At 69.2% G+C, this 21064-nt stretch carries 18 protein-coding genes; 13 read left to right on the forward strand and 5 right to left on the reverse strand.

Going from position 1 to position 21064, the window contains the following annotated elements:
* Positions 1 to 123: 123 nt before the first annotated feature.
* The 5 genes from ACJEIK_RS12640 to ACJEIK_RS12660 all read left to right on the forward strand — a co-directional run bounded on the left by ACJEIK_RS12640 (position 124) and on the right by ACJEIK_RS12660 (position 5916).
* Positions 124 to 609, forward strand: coding sequence for a lipoprotein LpqH (locus ACJEIK_RS12640; RefSeq protein ID WP_226522186.1), 486 nt, complete (start codon positions 124 to 126; stop codon positions 607 to 609).
* Positions 610 to 678: 69 nt separating this feature from the next.
* Entirely contained in the window at positions 679 to 2403 is a 1725-nt protein-coding gene (locus tag ACJEIK_RS12645; RefSeq protein ID WP_409431548.1) for a hypothetical protein, read from the forward strand.
* A complete protein-coding gene (locus ACJEIK_RS12650; RefSeq protein ID WP_409431549.1) occupies positions 2394 to 3587 on the forward strand; it encodes a CHAT domain-containing protein in 1194 nt (397 codons plus the stop codon). The genes ACJEIK_RS12645 and ACJEIK_RS12650 overlap by 10 nt, the downstream gene beginning before the upstream one ends.
* On the forward strand, positions 3587 to 4879 hold the full coding sequence (locus tag ACJEIK_RS12655; RefSeq protein WP_409431550.1) for a hypothetical protein: 1293 nt from the start codon (positions 3587 to 3589) through the stop codon (positions 4877 to 4879). Before ACJEIK_RS12650 ends, ACJEIK_RS12655 begins: the two co-directional genes overlap by 1 nt.
* The gene (locus ACJEIK_RS12660; protein WP_060998873.1) at positions 4876 to 5916 is read left to right on the forward strand and encodes a hypothetical protein; all 1041 of its coding nucleotides are present in this window, start codon (positions 4876 to 4878) and stop codon (positions 5914 to 5916) included. Before ACJEIK_RS12655 ends, ACJEIK_RS12660 begins: the two co-directional genes overlap by 4 nt.
* A 1-nt stretch (position 5917) precedes the next feature.
* Here ACJEIK_RS12660 and ACJEIK_RS12665 read toward each other — a convergent pair whose 3' ends face one another.
* The 3 genes from ACJEIK_RS12665 to ACJEIK_RS12675 all read right to left on the reverse strand — a co-directional run bounded on the left by ACJEIK_RS12665 (position 5918) and on the right by ACJEIK_RS12675 (position 11065).
* Complete coding sequence (locus tag ACJEIK_RS12665; protein ID WP_061010612.1) at positions 5918 to 7240, reverse strand: alpha/beta hydrolase family protein; 1323 nt, start codon at positions 7238 to 7240, stop codon at positions 5918 to 5920.
* A 93-nt stretch (positions 7241 to 7333) separates the two neighbouring features.
* Positions 7334 to 10666, reverse strand: a complete 3333-nt coding sequence (gene lysX, locus ACJEIK_RS12670) for a bifunctional lysylphosphatidylglycerol synthetase/lysine--tRNA ligase LysX (protein ID WP_409431551.1) — start codon at positions 10664 to 10666, stop codon at positions 7334 to 7336.
* Between the two features lie 51 nt (positions 10667 to 10717).
* Positions 10718 to 11065, reverse strand: a complete 348-nt coding sequence (locus ACJEIK_RS12675; protein ID WP_061003551.1) for a DUF1844 domain-containing protein — start codon at positions 11063 to 11065, stop codon at positions 10718 to 10720.
* 259 nt (positions 11066 to 11324) lie between these two features.
* Between ACJEIK_RS12675 and infC the strand changes: the two genes are divergently transcribed.
* The 4 genes from infC (at position 11325) to ACJEIK_RS12695 (ending at position 13402) form a co-directional block, all read left to right on the forward strand.
* On the forward strand, positions 11325 to 11924 hold the full coding sequence (gene infC, locus ACJEIK_RS12680; protein WP_082762265.1) for a translation initiation factor IF-3: 600 nt from the start codon (positions 11325 to 11327) through the stop codon (positions 11922 to 11924).
* Between the two features lie 70 nt (positions 11925 to 11994).
* A complete protein-coding gene (gene rpmI, locus ACJEIK_RS12685; protein WP_020103309.1) occupies positions 11995 to 12189 on the forward strand; it encodes a 50S ribosomal protein L35 in 195 nt (64 codons plus the stop codon).
* 41 nt (positions 12190 to 12230) lie between these two features.
* Entirely contained in the window at positions 12231 to 12620 is a 390-nt protein-coding gene (rplT, locus tag ACJEIK_RS12690; RefSeq protein ID WP_029121325.1) for a 50S ribosomal protein L20, read from the forward strand.
* A gap of 41 nt (positions 12621 to 12661) precedes the next feature.
* Positions 12662 to 13402 carry a TrmH family RNA methyltransferase gene (locus ACJEIK_RS12695; protein ID WP_406784940.1) on the forward strand — a complete coding sequence of 247 codons (741 nt, stop codon included), beginning with the start codon at positions 12662 to 12664 and terminating at the stop codon, positions 13400 to 13402.
* Positions 13403 to 13409: 7 nt separating this feature from the next.
* On the opposite strand, the gene ACJEIK_RS12700 is transcribed toward ACJEIK_RS12695, so the two are convergent.
* Both ACJEIK_RS12700 and ACJEIK_RS12705 read right to left on the reverse strand, forming a co-directional pair.
* The gene (locus ACJEIK_RS12700; RefSeq protein ID WP_138249687.1) at positions 13410 to 14651 is read right to left on the reverse strand and encodes an acyl-CoA dehydrogenase family protein; all 1242 of its coding nucleotides are present in this window, start codon (positions 14649 to 14651) and stop codon (positions 13410 to 13412) included.
* Positions 14652 to 14655: 4 nt separating this feature from the next.
* Complete coding sequence (locus ACJEIK_RS12705; RefSeq protein WP_409431552.1) at positions 14656 to 15684, reverse strand: oxygenase MpaB family protein; 1029 nt, start codon at positions 15682 to 15684, stop codon at positions 14656 to 14658.
* Between the two features lie 203 nt (positions 15685 to 15887).
* Between ACJEIK_RS12705 and ACJEIK_RS12710 the strand changes: the two genes are divergently transcribed.
* From ACJEIK_RS12710 to pheT, 4 genes are read left to right on the forward strand one after another with little or no spacing between them, the layout of a single operon-like run.
* The gene (locus ACJEIK_RS12710; RefSeq protein ID WP_409431553.1) at positions 15888 to 16790 is read left to right on the forward strand and encodes an adenylate/guanylate cyclase domain-containing protein; all 903 of its coding nucleotides are present in this window, start codon (positions 15888 to 15890) and stop codon (positions 16788 to 16790) included.
* Between the two features lie 10 nt (positions 16791 to 16800).
* The gene (locus ACJEIK_RS12715; RefSeq protein ID WP_409431554.1) at positions 16801 to 17547 is read left to right on the forward strand and encodes a rhomboid-like protein; all 747 of its coding nucleotides are present in this window, start codon (positions 16801 to 16803) and stop codon (positions 17545 to 17547) included.
* Positions 17523 to 18566, forward strand: a complete 1044-nt coding sequence (pheS, locus tag ACJEIK_RS12720; protein ID WP_029105651.1) for a phenylalanine--tRNA ligase subunit alpha — start codon at positions 17523 to 17525, stop codon at positions 18564 to 18566. Before ACJEIK_RS12715 ends, pheS begins: the two co-directional genes overlap by 25 nt.
* Positions 18566 to 21052: a phenylalanine--tRNA ligase subunit beta gene (pheT, locus tag ACJEIK_RS12725; RefSeq protein WP_409431555.1), complete on the forward strand. Its 2487-nt coding sequence runs from the start codon at positions 18566 to 18568 to the stop codon at positions 21050 to 21052. The genes pheS and pheT overlap by 1 nt, the downstream gene beginning before the upstream one ends.
* Positions 21053 to 21064 lie beyond the last annotated feature (12 nt).

Genomic DNA, 21064 nt, shown 5'->3' on the forward strand with positions numbered 1-21064 from the left:
TCACCGTACCGCGCCGGAAACTTGGGATCGGTAGCCGCGGCGCCCGCGTGTACTTGCCGCACGACGACGCCACTGGGGCGTCGGACTGAGGAAGGAAAGCTCCCGCACATGAAGACCAATGGCATGAACATCAAGCGCACTCTGGCCGCCGGTGTCGGCTTGCTGGCCGTGGGCGCCACCCTGATCGGCTGCTCGAGCGACAAAGAGGCAGGCCCGAAGGCGTCCGGCCCGGGTTCGGTGACGGGTGGCGGCAACACCGTCGTCAAGGTCGAGGGCCAGGACCTGGCCGGCCTGGACCTGAAGTCGGTGACCTGCGTGAAGCAGGGCGGCAGCATCAACATCGCCAGCGCACCCATCGGTGGCGGCGCGCAGGGCCTCGGCGTCGTCATGACCGACGCCTCGCCGCCGAAGGTGCAGTCTCTCGGCCTTGTGGTCGACGGCAACGCGCTCGCGGTGTCGGAGATGGGCGGCATGAAGACCGGTTCGGCCGACGTCAAGGTCGACGGCAGCACCTACACGATCACCGGGCAGGCCGCCGGTGCCGACATGAAGAACCCGATGGCGGGGATGATCTCGAAGAACTTCGAGATCAAGGTGTCCTGCGGCTGACATGTCCGCAAGGGCCACAAGGACGGCGGGTGCATCCCTTGCGCCCGCCGTCCGACTTATGATGCGGCCGTGTCGATCACCGGCGAACTCGCCCGCTCCCGCGCGCTGATGTTCGCCGCCGACGAGCCGACAGCCAGAGAACTGCTGCTGTCGCTGATGCCCGCCATCGAAGCGGCCGACCGCGACGACCAGATGCTCGAGGTCTTCGCGCAGCTCGGCGAGATCTATCTGATCCGCAGCGCCCTGGACGGCGTGCGCGAATGTATCCGGCGCATCGATGACTGCCTCGACATCTACGCCTCGATCCTGGCCGGCCGCGCGCCGGCCGAGATCGTGGCGCAGATGACCATGACGCCGGAGGACGCGGACCACATGCTCAGCCGCTACCGGCGCCGGGCCACCTTTCTGCGGACCGGCCTGGCCGCCGCCATCGGAGACCATGAAGGGGCGGCGCTGTCCCTGACCGCGCTGGACGGCCCGTCCTCGTACCCGGATCTTGACGACGAACACACCTACCTCCTGACCCACGCCCGGATCCTGTGCGCGCTCGCGTTGTGCGACGACGATCTGCACGTCCGCGCGGTGCCGTTGTGGGACGGGGTGCTGGCCACGATCGCGACACCCGCCGACGACCCACAGCGCGAATATCTCTGGCTCACCGGTGCTCTCGGCTACGCGCGGTTCTGCATCGAAACCGGCAAGGTCGACGAGGCCTTGCCGTGGCTGCGCCGCGCGGAGGCCAGGGCACAGGCGCGTGGCTGGGAATTTGCCACCGCCCGAGCCCAATTGGAGCGGGCGGCGGTGAGCTGGCTGGCCGGCGACCAGCAGGGGACCGAGGCGCTCGTCACCGCGGCGTATCCGGAGATCGCCCGGCAGGCGCGGGCTCACGAGGTGTCGCGCTGCTGGCTGTACTTCGGGCTGACCCGGCTGGCCGCCGGTGCCCTGCAGGCCGCCGATGAATGCTGGGGCCACGCCGAACGGCACTGGCGTGAGCTCGGTAAGCCCCTGCACGTGCACCGTATCTTGTTGCAGCGCAGCTGGATCGCCGTCTTCCGGGGCCGATACGACGAGGCTCGCGCATTGATCGATCAGGCCCGGGCGTGCCTGGATTCCTCGCCGCGCAGCAGCTGGCTGCAGTATGCGCGGCTGGATGACCAGCTCGGCACCGTCTGGCGCGCGGAGGGACTCGCGGACCTCGGCTTCGACGCCGCCGGCGATCCCGCCGACACGTGGGCGCAGGCCGAAGCCCGCTACCGCGGCGGGCTCGGGACGTGGTCCGCCGAACCGGGTACCGACCAATACCGTTCCGGCATGGACAAATTGGCGGCCGCCGCCGACCTGAAGTTGCCGGCCGCGCTGGCCGTCGACTCGGTGCGCTACTCGATCACCGACGCGGACGCGCGGGCCCGCTGGGCTGCGGGGGTGGCCGCACCTCTGCTGGCCGGAGCGTTCGCCGTGGCCTGGGAATCGCAGGACCCGGCACTGGTAAGTGAATTGATCGAATATCACAGCGCCCGCGGCGCGTTCAGCGTGGATGCGGCGACGGGTGCCACGACGGAGTGGGCCTCGGCCACGACGGCGGCCGCGCCGGTTCTCGATGTCGACGAACTGGCCTCGGTCGCTTCCGGTCCGGTTGCGGTGGGGGCCGCCGGCCTCATCCGGCTCGGGCCGCTGCCGCCGCTGCAGATGGAACCCGGCGGCGAGCCGGTGCTGGCGCGCTACCGTGAGCTGGCGCGGTCGCGCTACGGCCGCGCGGTCATCGCCGATCAGGAGGCGTGGTCGACATGCCCGTAACCGAGGACACCACAACGATGTTGGTGCTCCGCTTCGCCGACATCGGGAGCGCGACGTACGTCAGCCTGCGGGTGGTCGGCTCACCCGAGCGTCTGGTCACCTGGATGGTGGCCGAGGACGTTCTTCTCGCGGTGATCGCTGCTCTGGCCGAAGCACTCCCGGATCCGCTTGAGGGTGAGCAACTTTCCGCGGCATTGACCCGGTCCCTGGCGACCGGCCCGTTCGCCGCGGTGGCGCGCGAGCGGGAACTCGCCCGGCTCCTCGGGGCACTGCTCCCCGACGAAGCGTGGGATCTGCTGCGGCAGTACACCGGCGACCCCGAGCTACCGGTGCTCTTCGTATCGCCGAGTGCCCGCTTGAGCCGGGTGCCATGGGGCCTGCTCGCGCAGCCCAGCGGCACTGCCGACCAACGCCTGATCGAACTCGCCGACCTGCTGCTGGCGGTGCCTGCGAACATCGCGAACGCGCCGCGCAGACAATCACTGCCGGCCGGCGGACAGCCCCTTCTGCTGCTGGACCCGAAAGTGCCCGGCCAGCGGCCGGATTCAGCGCTCGGCTCGGTGCTGGGCCGGCCAGCGCCGGACACGGAGCTGGCCCGGCACTTCGGCGAGCGACCAGCACTGCCGGCGGTCACCGCCCCGGTGGAGCTCTTCCGCCGGGCCGACGCCGACCGGCACTGGCTGGCCACCCAATTGGCGCAGCAGCCGTCACGGCTGGTGTACGTCGGGCATGCCAGTGCCGCCCCCGACCGCGACGGGTCGGCAGAGCAGGCGGCCCTGCATCTGGCTGAGCCCGAGCCGCTGACCGCCGCCGACATCATGGTGATGGGCCTGCCGATCCCGCCCCGCGTCGCGCTTGTGGCCTGCGCATCCGGCGCCGACTACCGGTTCGACGAGGCCACCGGTCTGGTCGCGGCGATGATTCTCGGTGGCGCACAGGTGGTTACCGCGACGCTCTGGTCCCTGCCCACGGCTGCCGGCTACCGGACGGCGACAGCCACCGACGGCGACCCCATGGCAGAGGCGATCATCGCCGTCGACACCGCACACGAGTCGGCAACCCCGGCCCGCGCTGTGAACCACTGGCAGCGAGAGTGCCTGCGCCGCTGGCGGACCGGCGGCGCCGCATTGAGCCCGGTCTACTGGGCTGCCATGATGTCCTTCACCGTCGATGGAGCGCGCTGATGACTGCTGGGCCACAGCCACGTCGCGCCGTCATCGATGCCGCGTGGCGCGAGATCGGGCCCGGTCTCGAACTGCTGAGCAGCCCCGACGGCGGCCCGTTGAGCCGCGCGGTGAAGCGCATCGTCGATCCGCTGGTGCTTCGGCTGCGCGCACACCCCGAGTACTCGGCGCCCGTCGTTGCCGCCGACATCGCCGACGAGATGCGTCAGGTCATCATCGACCACGCGGTCCAGTTGCGCGCTGCGGCGCAGTGGTTCGCACTGCTGAAGGCGCAGCGCCGGCGCGACCGGATCACTACCGGCAACGCCCAGGAGCTCTACTTCCCGGTGTGTTTCGAACTGGCCGCGACCAGAGGTGAACCGGGACAGGATGATTCAGGCGTCGTCGTGGCAGCGCTGCGCGACGTGCACGGCGACCGCGACCGCACCGCGGTCGAGCGGCTGCACGAGTACCTCGCCGATCCCGCGGTGCTGGAAACGTTGTCGCGTCAGCTCGATGCCGGCTGGGACGACGTCACGGCGGGTGACGCATCGTGGGAGCCGTTCCTCGCCGGGCTCACCACGGTCCTCGGGCCGTCCGGCGGTCACAACGCCGATGCTGCGCGCCAACGGGTCTGGACCGCACTGATCGGTGACACCGCCCCGTACAACTTCGGCGCCCGGATGCGCGACGCCGCGGCCGCCGCGCCGTGGTCGGTCGATCAGATCGGGTTGTGCGCTGCCGCACCGCAATCGAAGCCGGCGGTCACCGGCTCCCGCGCGGCAGAACGTCCCCTCGACCGCAGCATCGTCGACCGGGTTCGGGCGACGCTCCGTCGTGCCCTCGATCGCGACGAGTTGCCGGACCTGCCGACCCTGTGTGCCGAAGAGGCGGACCGCGCGGCCTCGCCGTGGGGGCTCCTGGCCGAGGACAACCAGGCCACCCTCGTCGCCGGCATCGAGGTCGGGGTGGACCTGGCGCCGCTCGAGGTGAATCACCGGACGCGCTACCACCTTTCGGGTCAGATCCAGGCGCGGCTCCGCAAAGAGGCGTACGTGCTGCACGCCCGCCGGTATCTGATCGACGGCGGCCCGGTCCACCCGCGGCAGCAGCAGGTGGTGGACGACCTGGCGGCGTTCGTGCGTCCCTATGTCTCGCGGTTGTGGGCCCGGCTGCACGGCCGTGACGTCTGGCAGGAATCCTGCGACGACGCGGGCGAGGTACGGGGCCTGCTGGACGGGGTCGCCCGTTCGGTGAGCCTCGATCATCGGCAGCGCATCAAGGCGATGCTGGAATTGGAGGCGGCCGGATGAAACTCACTGTCGAGTCCGGATTGTGGGCTTTGGGCTCCGAGGTCGCGCCACCGCCCGAGGTGGCGGTACTCGAGGTCAGCGGCGCGGTCCTCGCGTGGACGATCCACGACCCGGCGCAGGCGGTCCGCATCACGTTCACGGATCTGCCTGCGGCCGACTGGTTGTGGCGGCTGGTCGGGGAAGCCGGACACGTCGCGGTGGTGACCGCCGCCGAGACCGCCGACGTCGTGCCGCTGCCCGAACCCCTTGCCGCCCTTCGCCGCCTGGCGGTCGGACACTGGTTACGGCGGTGGTGGCCGGCCAGTGCCCGCGACGGCATCGGCCCGCTGGACGCCGCCGTGCTGGACGCCGAGGTGGCGCTCGCGACGGCGGCGCTGCAGGACTATTTCTCCGAGGACACCCTGGATTCGGATATCGCCGGGCTCCTGGCACCGCATCGCGAGGCCCTGGCGAGGACGACGGCCGCCGGGGATCCCCGGATTCTCGACCTCGTCCGCAGCTGCGTCGGACTCGCCGACGAATCGGGGCTCGGGGACTGGTCGGAAGTCCTTGCGGGCCAGGGACCGCCGCGGCAGGACGACTATGCGCTCGCGGCCGGGCAGCCCGGCGCCGGCGGCGACGGTGCCATCGCGAACGGCGTCGCATCGGTCTCGTGGACCGCGGTGCCACCACGGACTTTCGATGCGGCCGAGGGCACCATCGACTGGTCGGTGCGGGCGCGTGACGGTGCGGTCGTCGCCGACATCCGCGTGGCCACCATCGGTCCCGCGGACGGAATCCCGGTGCGCCTGGACTCGGGTTCGATCACCGGCGACGGCACACTCGACATCGACGGAAACGCCACCCTGCCGCTGCCGGCCACCGAAACCCAGGCGTGGGGCCATGATTGGACGGACACCACCGTGACGGTGGGTGCCGGGGCCGGCGAGACGGAAGCGGTTCGGGACCGGGTCCGGCGCTACGTGCGGGCCCGGCTCGCGGCGCCCGGCCCCGACGCGTTCCTCGCCGAGATCCTCGCCGCCGAAGCCGACTACTAGGTCACCGACGCGCGGCCTCGACCGGCATGGCCGGCGCCGTCGCACTGGGCAACGGCAGTCGCGGCACGTCCGGTGTCCCGAGTTGACCGGCCAGCCACGGCAGCGCTGCGCTGAACGCCTGCGCGGCGAACGGCCAGTCGTGCTTGCCCGGCTGTTCGACCACCGCGCACCGGATGCCACGGCTGCTACCGACGCCGCACAGCGAATGTGCCGCAACCGTTTGCGCGGGCAGCGCGCTGCGGGACAGTTCGGGTCCGTTGATGTCGTACCAGGCCGCGATGTCGTCGTAGGTACGACGGGACATCACCGTCATCGGGTCCCAGTCGGCGTATCTGGCGGTGCTGCCACCGAACAGCCGTTGCACGGTCTGTGGCCGGTCACCGGCGTTGGGTGCGATGTCGCCGGCGATGTCCTGGAACGCGCTGAACAGATCGGGATGCATCACCGCCAGGTCCACCGCGCAGGTGCCACCCATGGACCAGCCGACGATGCCGCGGTGGCGGCGGTCGGTGCTCACCCCGTAGTTGGTGGCCATGAAGGGCAGCACGTCCTTGATCAGGTGATCGGCAGAGTTGCCGCGGGGCCCGTTGACGCACTCGGTGTCGTTGTTGAAGGAACCGCCCGGGTCGACGAACACCAGCACGGGGGCGTTGCCGTGATGCGCGGCCGCGAAGTCGTCGACCGTCTTGATCGCGTTGCCGGCCCGCAGCCAGTCGGCGGGGGTGTTGAATTCGCCGCCGATCATCATCACCATCGGCAGCGGGGGCGGCGGGTTGCTGGCAAACCACGCCGGCGGTAGGTACACGTACTCGTCGCGGTGTTTGAATCCCGATGCGGCCGAGCCGGTTTGGACCGCAACGACACTGCCCTTGCTCGGTATCTGCCGGGCCTTCTGCATCGCGACCACGGTTTCGGGCCGCGTCTGGTTGGGCAGCGGCGCTGAATTGACCTGCTCCCACGCGGTGTCGAGATTTGGGAAGTACCCGACCCAGGTGTTGAGCGTCAGTCCGGTGGACAACACACACAGCGGCACCGAAAGCACCGCGAGCCCGCGGCGCCACCAGCGGGTGGCGTGCCAGCCGACGATCAGCAGCACCACGGCGGCACCGGTGACCGCGGTCCAGATCCAGAGCCGCGTCGGTGCCGGTCCGTCGGACCAGCCCTGCGATGCCATGACCCAGCGTGCGGCGGCGGTCAGCAGCAAGCCGGACACGGCGGCGAAGGGCAGCCAGACGGCGCGCCACCGGCTGTTACGCCAGCCGACCGCGAGGATCAATACCGCCACTGCGAGGGCCTGGACGGTGAAGGGCAGCCAGCCGTGCATCAACGAAACATGTTGCTCGCCATAGAGCCCGGCGTTCGTCGCCCCGATCGTCACGACGTCAGCGTGCCGCGCGAAGCTGGGAGGCTCCTGTGTTCAGCGGGGCTTCGCGAGCGGGAACGGCAGCGTCTCGCGGATGCTGCGCCCGGTGATCAGCATGACGACGCGGTCGACACCCATACCGAGGCCACCGGTCGGCGGCATCGCGTATTCCATGGCCTGCAGGAAGTCCTCGTCCAGCTCCATGGCCTCGGGATCGCCGCCGGAGGCCAGCAGTGACTGTTCCTCGAGCCGCCGGCGCTGTTCCACCGGATCGGTCAGCTCGCTGTACGCGGTGCCGAGTTCGACACCCCAGGCCACCAGGTCCCAACGTTCGGCAACGCCCGGGATGCTGCGGTGCGGTCGGGTCAGCGGCGATACAGAGGTGGGGAAGTCCTTGTAGAACGTCGGTGCCTCGGTGCGGTCTTCGACGAGGTGTTCGTAGAGCTCCAGTACGATGGCCCCGGCGTCCCAATGGGTCCGGTACGGGATCGTCGCGCCGTCGCACAGCTTGCGCAGCGTCGCCACGTCGGTCTCCGGGGTGATGTGCTCGCCCAGCGCTTCGGACACCGCGTCGTGCACCGTCTTGACCGGCCAGATGCCCGAGATGTCAACGGGCACAAGGCTGCCGTCGGGTCCAGGGCGCATGACCACCTGGGTGCCGTTGGCCGCGGCCGCGGCGTTCTGGATGATCTCGCGGCAGCCGTCGATCCAGACGTTGTAATCGGCGTGCGCCTGGTACGCCTCCAGCAGGGTGAACTCGGGGTTGTGGCTGAAGTCCACACCCTCGTTGCGGAACGCGCGGCCCAGCTCGAAGACGCGCTCGACGCCACCCACGCACAGTCGCTTCAGGTACAGCTCGGGCGCGATGCGCAGATACAGATCCAGGTCGTAGGCGTTGATGTGGGTCTCGAACGGCCGGGCGTTCGCGCCACCGTGAATCTGCTGCAGGATCGGGGTCTCGACCTCCAGGAAACCCTTGCCCACCAAGGTTTCCCGGATGGCGTGCAGCACCCGGCTGCGCGCGGTGATCAACTCCCGCGACTCGGTGTTGATGGCCAGGTCCAGGTACCGGGTGCGGACGCGGGCCTCGGGGTCGGTCAGGCCCTTCCACTTGTCGGGCAGCGGTCGCAGGCACTTGCCGATCAGCCGCCAGCTGTGCACCAGCACCGACACCGTGCCGTTGCGGCTGGTGCCCATGACGCCGGAGACCTCGATGAGGTCACCGAGGTCGATGGCGCCGGTGAATTCGGTCACGGTGCTGCCGGTCAGAAGTGAATTGTCCAGCAGCAGTTGGACTTCGCCGGACCAGTCGCGCAGTTGCGCGAACAGCACGCCGCCGTAGTCGCGCAGCCGCAGCACACGTCCGGCGACGCAGACGGCGGTGTCGGCGGTTGCCTGCACCGCCTCGGCGACCGTGTGGCTGGGCGCCTGCCCGACGGGGTAGGCGTCGATGCCGCCCGCCTGCAGCGCCTGCAGCTTGGCCATCCGGACCCGCACCTGGTCGGGCAGGCGGCGAGCGTCGGCGGTGTCGGAGGCCCCGGCCGCGAGGTCGGCCACATCGGGTGCACTGCCGTCGGCGTGCAACCGCCCCGAATCGATCAGATTCTTGGGGGCCGCGGTGTGGTGGCCGGTGTGGGGCTGCTCGTCGCGCCGGGAGAACGGCAACACCAGGAAGCCCTCGGCGATCACCGAGGCGACGCCGACGCGCGGGATCAGCCGCGCGTCTTCGTAGCAGGCGTAGCGCGGCACCCACTCGGGCAGGTACCTCATGTTGGAGCGGTACAGCGTCTCCAGCTGCCACCAGCGGGAGAAGAAGATCAGCAGCGCACGCCACAGACGCAGGATCGGGCCGGCGCCCAGCTGCGAACCCTGCTCGAAGGCCGAGCGGAACATCGCGAAGTTCAGCGAAATCCGGGTGACGCCAATCTCTTCCGAGCGCTGGCACAGCTCGCTCACCATCAGTTCGATGGTGCCGTTGGGGGAGGCGGGGGAGCGGCGCATGAGGTCCAGCGAAACCCCGTTGTTGCCCCACGGCACCAGCGACAGCATGGCGACGACCTGGCCGTCACCCTGAACGGCCTCCACCAGCAGGCAGTCGCCGTCGGCGGCGTCGCCGAGGCGGCCCAGCGCCATCGAGAAGCCGCGCTCGGTCTCGGTGTCGCGCCAGGCGTCGGCATGCGTGATGACCTGAGCCATCTCGTCGGCGCTGATGTCGCGGTGCCGGCGCATGCGCACCGTCAGCCCGGCGCGCCGGGCGCGGGTGACGGCCTGGCGGACGGCCCGCATGTCCGGGCCCGACAGCCGGAAGTTCTGCGGATGCAGGATGGCTTCGTCACCGAGCTGCAGGGCGTTCAAGCCGCCCTGTCGATAAGCCTCGGCGCCCGTCGAGCTGGCGCCCATGACGCCGGGTGCCCAGCCGTAGGTCTGGCACAGGGCCAACCACGCGTCGATGGCCGCCGGCCAGGCCCGGGGGTCGCCGACGGGATCACCACTGGCCAGGCAGACGCCCACCTCGACGCGGTAGGTGATGGCCGCGCGGCCGTTGGGCGCGAAGACCACGGCCTTGTCGCGGCGGGTGGCGAAGTAACCGAGTGAGTCGTTCTTGCCCCACAGTTCGAGCAGGCCGCGGATCGCGGACTCGTCCTCGCCGGTGAGGGCGTTCTCGGCGCGCTGCGACTGGAACAGCACGATCGCGGCAACCATCAACGCCACCGCGCCGAAGAGGCCGAACAGCGCGTTGAGGAACGCGTGCGGATGCCCGCCCTCGAACGCTTCCTTGCCGACCGCGGCGAAACCGCTGACTCGGTTCACGGCGTAGGCCAGCCGGTAATCGGGGTCCAGCGGCGGCCGGCCGGGGAACATCTCCAGCAGGCCCCAGGCCGCCAGGATGCCGACGGCCATACCCGCGACCAGCGTGAGGGCCGCCTTCAGTAGCGCGCCGCGACGAACCTTGGCCCAGAACTGGTTTCGTGACAGCAGCAGCAGGACGATGACGCCGATGTGGAACACCAGGCCCAGTGCCTCGCCGAAATCCTCGACGACGGTCGGGACGTCGTCCGGGAAGTTGTCGGACAGCAGGCCGTAGATGTTCCAGCCGATGTGGCCGACCATGTAGATCAGCAGGATCCACCAGGCGATCCGCTTGCGCGCCGCCAGCGCGGCGGCCAGCAGGACCAGCACGAACGACCAGGCGAAGCTGGTGTCCGGGAAGTTGAACAGGTAGTCGTTGACGAACTCGCGGGGGATGTGGATCATCCACCGGATCAGCGGCGACAGACTGGCGAACAGCGACAGCGTCGCGACGACACCGACGGTCCAGCCGGCGACGGCCGGCACCCATCCCAATGTCGTCGGGCGCTGCTGCGATCTGCTCGGCGTCAACGTCATAAGTTCGGACAATATGCGGTGAAACCTGGAAGTGTCTGCACAGCCCCTGAGCTACCAGACCGGGCCGGTGTACTTCTCGCCCGGACCCTGCCCGGGCTCGTCCGGCGCGACGCTCGCCTCGCGGAACGCCAGCTGCAGGCTCTTGAGGCCGTCCCGGACCGGGCCGGCGTGCAGTCCCAGATACTCGGCCGAGGCCTGAACCAGGCCGGCCAGCGCGGTGATGAGGCGACGGGCCTCGTCGAGATCGCGGTGCGGGCTCTCGTCGGGATCGGCGTCGGCCAGCCCGAGCTTCTCGGCGGCCGCGCTCATCAGCATGACGGCGGCGCGGGTGATCACCTCGACGGCGGGGATCTCGGCGAGCTCGCGCACCTGGTCACTGGTTAGGTTCGGGTCGGTCATGACTGCTAGAGTGTCATGCGCGACCGTCCTGGCTTACGTCAGGACAGCAAGTGGAGTCCCACTCCCACCGTCGGCCTCGCGGCTTGACGGTCCGGTCACAGGCACATTGTGCCTGTTCTGCGTTGTGCGCAGACGGCGTGAGCCGTGATCGGTCGGCATTGGGCCCTGCTATATGCAGGGCTTTTCTGTTCATGCGAACAGATGGCTGAGCCGGGTGTGACCTCTACTGAACAAGTAATGGAACAACCCGGGAGGCCCCATCAGCACTGAGACACGCGTCAACGAGCGCATTCGCGTACCTGAAGTTCGGTTGATCGGACCGAACGGCGAGCAGGTAGGGATCGTGCGCATCGAAGATGCCCTCCGCGTCGCCCAGGACGCCGATCTCGACCTTGTCGAAGTTGCGCCAGGCGCCAAGCCGCCGGTCTGCAAGATCATGGACTACGGCAAGTTCAAATACGAGACGGCTCAGAAAGCACGTGAGTCTCGCAAGAACCAGCAGCAGACCGTCGTCAAGGAACAGAAGCTGCGTCCCAAGATCGACGACCACGACTACGAGACCAAAAAGGGTCACGTCGTCCGCTTCCTCGAAGCAGGGTCGAAGGTCAAGGTGACCATCATGTTCCGCGGACGTGAGCAGTCGCGGCCCGAACTGGGCTACCGACTCCTGCAGCGGCTGGGCGCCGACGTCGCCGAATACGGCTTCATCGAGACGTCCGCCAAGCAGGACGGCCGCAACATGACGATGGTGCTGGCTCCGCACCGCGGCGCGAAGACTCGCGCCAAGGCGGCGCACGACGCCGACGCGCCGGCCGGACGGCCGGCCCCTGCGGCACCTGAATCTGACGCAACCGCGTAACAGCAGTCGCGATCGCTCGCAGCGGCCTCAAGCCGCCGCGAGCGACCGCATGGAAAGAAACTGAGGACACATGCCCAAGGCCAAGACCCACAGTGGCGCATCGAAGCGGTTCCGCAAGACCGGAACCGGCAAGATCGTGCGCCAGAAGGCCAACCGCCGCCACCTGATGGAGCACAAGGCCACCAAGCGCACCCGTCGTCTCGACGGTCGCGCCGTGGTTGCTGCCAACGACACCGCGCGTGTCGCCAAGATGCTGGCCGGCTAGTACCGCCGGCTCCCCTGAACATCGAAGGATAAGGAAAACTCATGGCACGCGTGAAGCGCGCACTGAACGCTCAGAAGAAGCGGCGCACAGTACTGAAGGCCTCGAAGGGTTACCGCGGGCAGCGCTCGCGGCTCTACCGCAAGGCCAAGGAGCAGCAGCTCCATTCGTTGACCTACGCCTACCGCGACCGTCGCGCCCGCAAGGGTGACTTCCGCAAGCTGTGGATCACGCGTATCAACGCCGCGGCTCGCGAGAACGGCGTCACCTACAACCGCCTGATCCAGGGCCTGAAGCTGGCCGGCGTCGAGGTCGACCGCAAGAACCTGTCGGAGATCGCCATCAGCGATCCCGCCGCGTTCACCGCGCTGGTCGAGGTGGCCAAGGCCGCTCTGCCTGCTGACGTCAACGCCCCGTCCGGAGAGGCTGCCTGAGTCTGACTACAGACTCAGCGCTCACCGAGCGATCTGCCCGGGTGGTCGCTGCAGCCAAGCTGCAGCGCCACGTCGGGCGCAAACGCGCCGGGCGCTTCCTTGCCGAGGGACCCAACCTCGTCGAGGCAGCGCTGCGGCGCGGACTTGTTTCTGAGGTCTTCGCGACGGCCGCCGCGCTGGAGCGCTTCGGCGCACTGCTGGACGGTGCCCCGGTCGCGGTGATCACCGAGAAGGCCGCAAAGGCGTTGTCGGAGACCGTGACGCCCGTCGGGCTCATCGCCGTGTGCGCGCTGCCCGAGACGTCGTTGGCGGACGTGCTGGCGGCAGAGCCACGGTTGCTCGCGGTGCCGGTCGGCATGTCCGAGCCCGGCAATGCCGGCACGCTGATCCGCATCGCCGACGCCATGGGCGCCGACGCCGTGGTGTTCGCCGGGCACAGCGTCGACCCCTACAACGGGAAGTGCCTGCGGTCCTCGGCGGGCAGTATCTTCTCGCTGCCGGTCGTGGTGGATCCCGATGCGGCCGCGGTGGTTTCAGCGATTCGGGCCGGCGGCATCGAGGTGCTCGCGACGGCGCTGGACGCCTCCGTCGACATCCGCTCCGCCGACCTGTCGGCACGTACCGCGTGGCTGTTCGGACCCGAGGCGCACGGCCTGCCCGACGAGGTCATGGCGCTGGCATCGCAGCGGGTGCACATCCCGATGCGGGGGAGCGCCGAGAGCCTCAACGTGGCAGCCGCAGCGTCGATCTGCCTGTACGAGAGCTCCCGGGCCCACTCCTGATCCGGCCTCAGGCGAGCAGCCCCTTGGCGACGTGCGTGATCTGCACCTCGTTGCTGCCGGCGTAGATCATCAGCGACTTGGCGTCACGCGCCAGCTGCTCGACGCGGTACTCGGTCATGTAGCCGTTGCCACCGAACAACTGGATCGCGTCCATCGCGACGTCGGTGGCGGCCTGCGAGCAGTACCACTTCATCGCCGACGCCTCGGCCAGCGGAATCTGGCGGCCGGCCTGGCCGGACTCGATGACGCGGAACAGCATGTTGCGCACGTTCATTCGCGCCACCTCCATGCTGGCCAGCTTGAGCTGGATCAGCTGGAACTGCCCGATCTCCTTGCCCCACAACGTGCGGGTCTTGGCGTAGTCGATGCACAGCCGCAGACATTCCTCGATGATGCCCAGCGACATGGACACCACGCCGACGCGTTCGGCCGAGAAGCTCGACCGGGCGCTGTCGCGGCCGTCGCCGGCCTTGTTCTCCTCGGTCTCGCCGAGCAGCCGGTCGCGGCCCAGCCGCACGTTGTTGAAGAACAGCTCGCCGGTACGCGAGGAGTGAATACCCATCTTGCGGAACGGCTTCGACTGGACGAAGCCCTCCATGCCGCGGTCCAGCACGAAGGTCAGTACCTTGCGGTCGCGCTTGTCGGCCCCGTCACCCTCGTCCAGCTTGGCGTAGACGACGACGACGTCGGCGTCGGGACCGTTGGTGATGAAGGTCTTCTGGCCGTTGAGGATGTAGTCGTCGCCGTCACGCACGACGTAGGACTTCATGCCACCGAAAGCATCTGAGCCCGAATCGGGTTCGGTGATGGCCCAGGCGCCGACCTTCTCGTAGGTCACCAGTCCGGGCAGCCAACGCTCCTGCTGGGCCAACGTGCCGCGGCTCTGGATGGTGGGCACCGTCAGACCCAGGCTGACGCCCACGCCCGTCACCAGACCCGAACTGACCCGGCACAATTCGCTGATCAGCACCATGCCCATGCCGGCCTGGTCGGGTCCGCCGCCGAACATCCCGCCGGACGCCCGGGGCTTGCCGTCCGAGGCCTCACCGGACCGCAGTCGGGACAGCCGCCGCTCCAGCGACTCCTTGGCCATGACGTCGATTCCGAAGGTGGCGAACAGCTTCCGGATGATCGGGTAGGGCTCCATGTCGCCGCCCTCGAGCTCGTCGAGGTGCGGGCGGATTTCCTTGTCCACGAACTCGCGAACGGCGTCGCGCACGGCAATATCGACGTCGGACCAATCAAGCATGTATTCAGGCAGCCTTTCCGGACACTGAGCGGCCCGCGCGCGGACGCAGACCGGCCAACGAGAACGTGGTGTGCACCAGTGACCCGGCGCGTTCCATCAACGATTTGTGACGTGGCACATAATGCATCGGCAGGCCCCAGCGGTCTTTCGGCGGGGCCATGAATCCCGGCGCCTCGACCAGTGGTGCGTCGGCCGGCACGCGCCCGGCGGCCCGGCGGTAGGCGGCCAATGCCCTTGGGTGCAAACGGATTTCGTCAGGGACGGCGAGGAAAGCGAGTTCGACGGCCTTGCCCAGCAGCCGCAGCACCACCTCGTCGCCGGGCGTCCAGCGCATGCCGGCCCGCTCCCGGACCGCGGGGTCGAACACGCCGGCCGCCACCCATCGCTGCCCGGCCACCAATGGCTTGAACATCTGGTCCCACACCGGGGTCGGCATCAGGACGAACCACGGCTTGGGAATCCGGATGGTGAAGATGTCAAGGGTGGCCCGGTTGACCTCCAATTCCTCGGAACACTTGTGCTCCCAATAGGTTTGGAAGTCCTCCCAGGTCTCCGGGACCGGCCGCATGCTCATGCCGTACATCCGGTACCACTGCACGTGCTCGTCGAACAGCTGGCGCTTCTCGGCTTCGGTCAGCCCACCGCAGAAGTACTCGGCGGTCTTCAGGATCAGCATGAAGAACGTCGCATGGGCCCAGTAGAAGGTCTCCGGGTTCAGCGCGTGATAGCGGCGGCCGTCGTGGTCGACGCCCTTGATGGTCTCGTGATAACCGCGGATCTGGGCGCCGGTGTCGGCGGCGCGGTCGCCGTCGTAGACCACGCCCATGATCGGGTACACCGAGCGGGCGACCCGCTGCAACGGTTCCCGCAGCAGGATCGAGTGATCCTCCACGCCGGCACCCAGCTCGGGATACATGTTCTGGATCGCGCCGATCCACACGCCGAGGATGCCGGTGCGCAGGTCGCCGAAGTACTTCCAGGTCAGTGATTCCGGGCCGAGTGGTTCGGCGACGGGTGTCGTCCGTGGGGTCATGGTGGCCTCGCTCAACGTTGATACCGAGGGTTCTGTGTCGTCACGATAATCGTGACAACGTATGTTGTCCACGATTTGGCGCCGGTGTCGCGGTGACCGTTACAGAGCGTCCATCGGGTCGCCATAAGTCGGTGACCAGCCGGTTTTGCGACGCGCGCCCAGGGTCGTTGCCGGTGCTGCGGACCGCCACCTAGGGTGGCGTCGTGGAAGTCGAATCGTTCGAAGAACGATCCGACGGTGTCGGAGAGATCGGCCCGGCCGCACACGCCGGGCCAGGATCAAGTGGACCGTTGGGGTGGTTGCAGAACACCAATCACAGTCCGGCTGTCATCGGATTCATCCGACGGGCGCGCCGTGCACTGCCGGGGGACCCGGAATTCGGTGACCCGCTGTCGGTCGCCGGCGTCGGTGGGCCCAGCGCGGCCGCCCGTGCCGCCGATCGGTTGCTCCCTCGTGGTGGGGCGTCCCACGAGGTGAGTCTTGCGGGGCTGCAGGTGTGGCAGGCCCTCACAGAGAGGGTGTCCGGACGCCCGGCGAACCCCGAAGTGACCATCGTCTTCACCGATCTCGTCGGCTTCTCCAAATGGTCGCTGAGTGTTGGCGACGAGACCACGCTGCGGCTGTTGCGCCGGGTGGCTCAGGTCTTCGAGCCACCACTGCTGGAATCGGGCGGCCACATCGTCAAACGCATGGGCGACGGCTCCATGGCGGTGTTCAGTAATCCGGTCACCGCGCTGCGATCGGTGATCCGCGCGCTCGATGCGCTCAAAGACGTCGAGATCGACGGGTACCACCCCAGGATGCGCGCCGGCATCCACACCGGACGGCCGCAGCGCATCGGGTCGGACCTGCTCGGCGTCGACGTCAACATCGCGGCGCGCGTCATGGAGCGGGCCACCAAGGGCGGCTTGATCATCTCGCAGTCCACGCTCGACCGGATCGACCAGCAGTACCTCGACGCCCTGGGTGTGACACCCAAGAAGGTGCGCAAGCAGCTGTTCGCCGCCAAGGCGTCGGGTGTGCCCGAGGACCTGTCGATGTACTGGATCAGGCAGCGCAAGGACGCCGGATCCGAACCCGACGACGGGGAGCTCGCTGAGGCCTAGGATCGGCCCGGTGCGGCGCCGCCTGTCCCGCGTTCCGGTCACCGTCGTCTACGCCGCGCTGTTGGTCGTCGTCACCGTGACCCTGGCGGCGCTCGGCCCGGCGGTGCATGACCGGGTGGTCGGGTACGCCAGTACCAATTTGCACAATCTCGGCGCTGGCCGAATCGACACGCTGTTCGCCAGTGCGCTCATCGCTGATGACGGCCGGTTCTTCCTGTGGCTGCCCGGACTCATCTGCCTGCTCGCTGTCGCCGAACTGGCCTGGCGCAGCCGCCGCCTGCTGGCGGTGTTCCTCGTCGGCCATATCGGAACGACGCTCGTCGTCGCGGCCGGGTTGGTGGCCGCCGTCGAGCTGGGGTGGCTGCCGTGGTCGATCAGCCGGGTTGCCGATGTCGGGGTCAGCTACGGGGTGTTGACGGTGGTCGGAGCGCTGACCGCGGTCGTGCCCGCCCGCCTCAGAGCGGTGTGGCTCGCGTGGTGGCTGGCCGGTTCGGTCGCCGTTCTCGCGGTCAGCGACGACTTCACGGAAGCCGGTCACGTGGTCGCGCTGGCGCTGGGTCTGGTGCTCGCGCGGCGCCTGGCCGCGCCGGTGCGCTGGACGCCGGCGCAGGGCGCCCTGTTCGGCGTGGGCGCGTGCTTCGGCTACGCCGTACTGGTCCACACACCGGAGCTGGCAGTGGTCGGGGTCCCTGCGAGTGCGGTGGGCGCGGCGCTCGTCGCTATGATCTCCGGGTGGCTGAGCAGGGTGAAGAACTAACGGAAGCAGCATTGACCGCGGCGGTCGACGCCGCCCGTCTCGCCTTCGAACAGGCCGCTGACCTCGACGCCCTGGCGCGCGCCAAGACCGAGCACCTCGGGGACAAGGCGCCCATCGCGCTGGCCCGTCAGGCACTGGGCACCTTGGCCAAGGAAGACCGCGCCGACGCCGGCAAGCGCGTCAACGTCGCCCGTAGCGCCGCGCAGCAGGCGTACGACGACCGCATCGTGGTGCTGCGCGCCGAACGCGACGCCGCCGCCCTGGTCGCCGAGCGCATCGACGTGACGTTGCCGACCACCCGGCAGCCCATCGGCGCCCGGCACCCGATCACGATCCTGGCCGAGAACGTCGCCGACACCTTCGTCGCGATGGGCTGGGAGCTGGCCGAAGGGCCCGAGGTCGAGACCGAGCAGTTCAACTTCGACGCGCTGAACTTCCCGCCGGACCACCCCGCGCGCAGCGAGCAGGATACGTTCCACATCGCGCCCGAGGGCTCACGGCAGGTGCTGCGCACCCACACGTCGCCGGTGCAGATCCGCGCCCTGCTGGACCGCGAACTGCCGGTCTACATCGTGTCGATCGGCCGCACCTTCCGCACCGACGAACTCGACGCCACCCACACCCCGGTGTTCCACCAGGTCGAGGGACTGGCCGTCGACAAGGGTCTGACGATGGCCAACCTGCGCGGCACCCTTGATGCGCTGGCGCGTGCCCAGTTCGGCCCCGAGGGGCGCACCCGGTTCCGTCCGCACTTCTTCCCGTTCACCGAGCCGTCGGCCGAGGTCGACGTCTGGTTCCCGGACAAGAAGGGCGGTCCCGGCTGGGTGGAATGGGGCGGCTGCGGCATGGTCAACCCGAATGTGTTGCGGGCCTGCGGTATTGACCCCGACGAGTACTCCGGATTTGCCTTCGGTATGGGATTGGAGCGAACCCTGCAGTTCCGCAACGGAATTCCCGATATGCGCGACATGGTGGAGGGCGACGTGCGCTTCTCCCTGCCGTTCGGGGTGGGTGCCTGATGCGCGTTCCCTACAGCTGGCTGCGGGAAGCCGTCCAGGCCGGGGCGCCGGGCTGGGACGTGTCGCCGGAAGAGCTGGAAGCCGCCTTCATCCGGATCGGCCACGAGGTCGAGGACGTCATCGCCGCGGGGCCGGTCACCGGTCCGCTGACGGTCGGTCGCGTCGTCGAGATCGAGGAACTGACCGAGTTCAAGAAGCCCATCCGGGCCTGCAAGGTCGACGTGGGTGAGGCGCAGCCGCGCGACATCGTCTGCGGCGCACGCAACTTCGCCGTCGGCGACCTCGTCGTGGCGGCCCTGCCCGGCACGGTGCTGCCCGGCGAGTTCAAGATCGCGACCCGCAAGACCTACGGCCGGGTGTCCGACGGCATGATCTGCTCGGCCGCCGAATTGAACTTCGGCTCCGACCATTCCGGCATCATCGTGCTGCCGCCGGGCACCGCGGAGCCGGGCGCTTCGGGCGCCGAGGTACTGGGCCTGGACGACGTGGTGTTCGACCTCGCCATCACCCCGGATCGCGGCTACTGCCTCTCGATCCGCGGCATGGCGCGCGAGATCGCCTGCGCCTTCGACCTGGATTTCGTCGACCCCGCCGACGTGCCGGCCCTGCCCGCCGAGGGCGAGGCCTGGCCGTTGACGGTCCAGCCCGGCACCGGTGTGCAGCGTTTCGGGCTGCGCCCCGTCGTCGGCATCGACCCGACGGCGGTGTCGCCGTGGTGGCTGCAGCGGCGCCTGCTGCTGTCCGGTATCCGCGCCATCTCGCCGGCCGTCGACGTCACCAATTACGTGATGCTCGAGCTCGGCCACCCGATGCACGCCCACGACCGCAAGCTGATCACCGGCGGCTTCGACGTGCGCTTCGCCAACCCGGGGGAGACCGTCGTCACCCTCGATGATGTTGAGCGCAAACTGGATCCGGGCGACGTCCTGATCGTCGACGACGTGGCCACCGCGGCCATCGGCGGCGTCATGGGCGCCGGCACCACCGAGGTCCGCGACACCACCACTGACGTGCTGCTCGAAGCGGCAGTCTGGGATCCGGCCGCGGTGTCGCGCACCCAGCGCCGCCTGCACCTCGTGAGCGAGGCCAGCCGCCGCTACGAGCGGTCTGTCGACCCCGCGATCTCCCGGGCCGCGCTGGACCGCTGTGCCGCGTTGCTGGCCGAAATCGCCGGTGGCACCGTCGAACCCACTCTCACGGATTGGCGTGCCGAGCACACCGCACCGGACTGGTCGCAGCCGCCCGTCGCCATCGCCGTCGATTTGCCCGACCGCATCGCCGGCGTCAGCTACCCCGACGGCACCACGGCCCGTCGCCTCATGCAGATCGGCGCGCACGTCACCGTGTCCGGTGCTTCCGCCACCGTCGTGCCGCCGAGCTGGCGACCCGACATGAAGCAGCCCGCCGACCTGGTCGAGGAAGTGCTGCGGCTCGAAGGACTCGACGGCATCCCGTCGGTGCTCCCGCAGGCACCCGCCGGCCGCGGCCTGACGGCGGCACAGCAGCGTCGCCGCGCCATCGGTAAGTCGTTGGCGCTCAACGGCTTCGTCGAGGTGCTGCCGACGCCGTTCCTGCCTGCCGGTGTGCTGGACGCCTGGGATCTGCCGGCCGACGACCCGCGCCGCGCCACGATCTCGGTGCTCAACCCGCTCGAAGCCGACCGGCCCGCACTGGCCACCACGCTACTGCCGGGCCTGCTGGAGGCGTTGGTGCGCAACGTGTCTCGCGGTGCCGCCGATGTCGCGCTGTTCGGTATCGAGCAGGTCGTGCAGGCCACGCCGCACACCAAGGCCCTGGCGCCGATCCCGGTGGACCGGCGCCCGACCGAAGCCGAGCTCGCCGAGATCGACCAGGCCCTGCCGTACCAGCCGCTGCATGTCGCCGCGGTGCTCACCGGCCTGCGTGAGCCGGCCGGCCCGTGGGGTCCGGGTCGTGTCGTCGAGGCGACCGACGCTCTGGAGACCGTGCAGATCATCGCCCGGGCGTGCGGCGTCGAGGTGACGCTGCGGTCGGCCCAGGAACTGCCGTGGCACCCGGGCCGCTGTGCCGAGGTGCTCGTCGGTGACACCGTCGTCGGCTACGCCGGCCAGCTGCACCCGGCCGTCATCGAGCGGACAGGTCTGCCGAAGGGCACCTGCGCGGTCGAACTGAACCTGGATGCCATCCCGGTCGTCGAGCGCGCCATCGTGCCGTCGGTGTCGCCGTACCCGGCGGTGTTCCAGGACGTCAGCCTCATCGTCGCCGACGACGTGGCGGCCCAGGCCGTGGTCGACGTCGTGCGCGAGGGTGCGGGCGGACTCCTGGAAGACGCGCGGCTGTTCGACGTCTACACCGGCCCGCAGATCGGGGAGGGTCGCAAATCCCTGACCCTGGCCCTGCGGTTCCGGGCGCCAGATCGGACACTGACCGAGGACGAGGCCAGCGCGGCTCGCGACGCCGCGGTCGCCCTGGCCACCGAGCGTCTCGGCGCCGAGCACCGGCGCTAATTCGACTTACCG

The sequence above is a fragment of the Mycobacterium sp. SMC-16 genome (assembly GCF_046250085.1).
In the GTDB taxonomy this organism is placed as follows: domain Bacteria; phylum Actinomycetota; class Actinomycetes; order Mycobacteriales; family Mycobacteriaceae; genus Mycobacterium; species Mycobacterium phocaicum.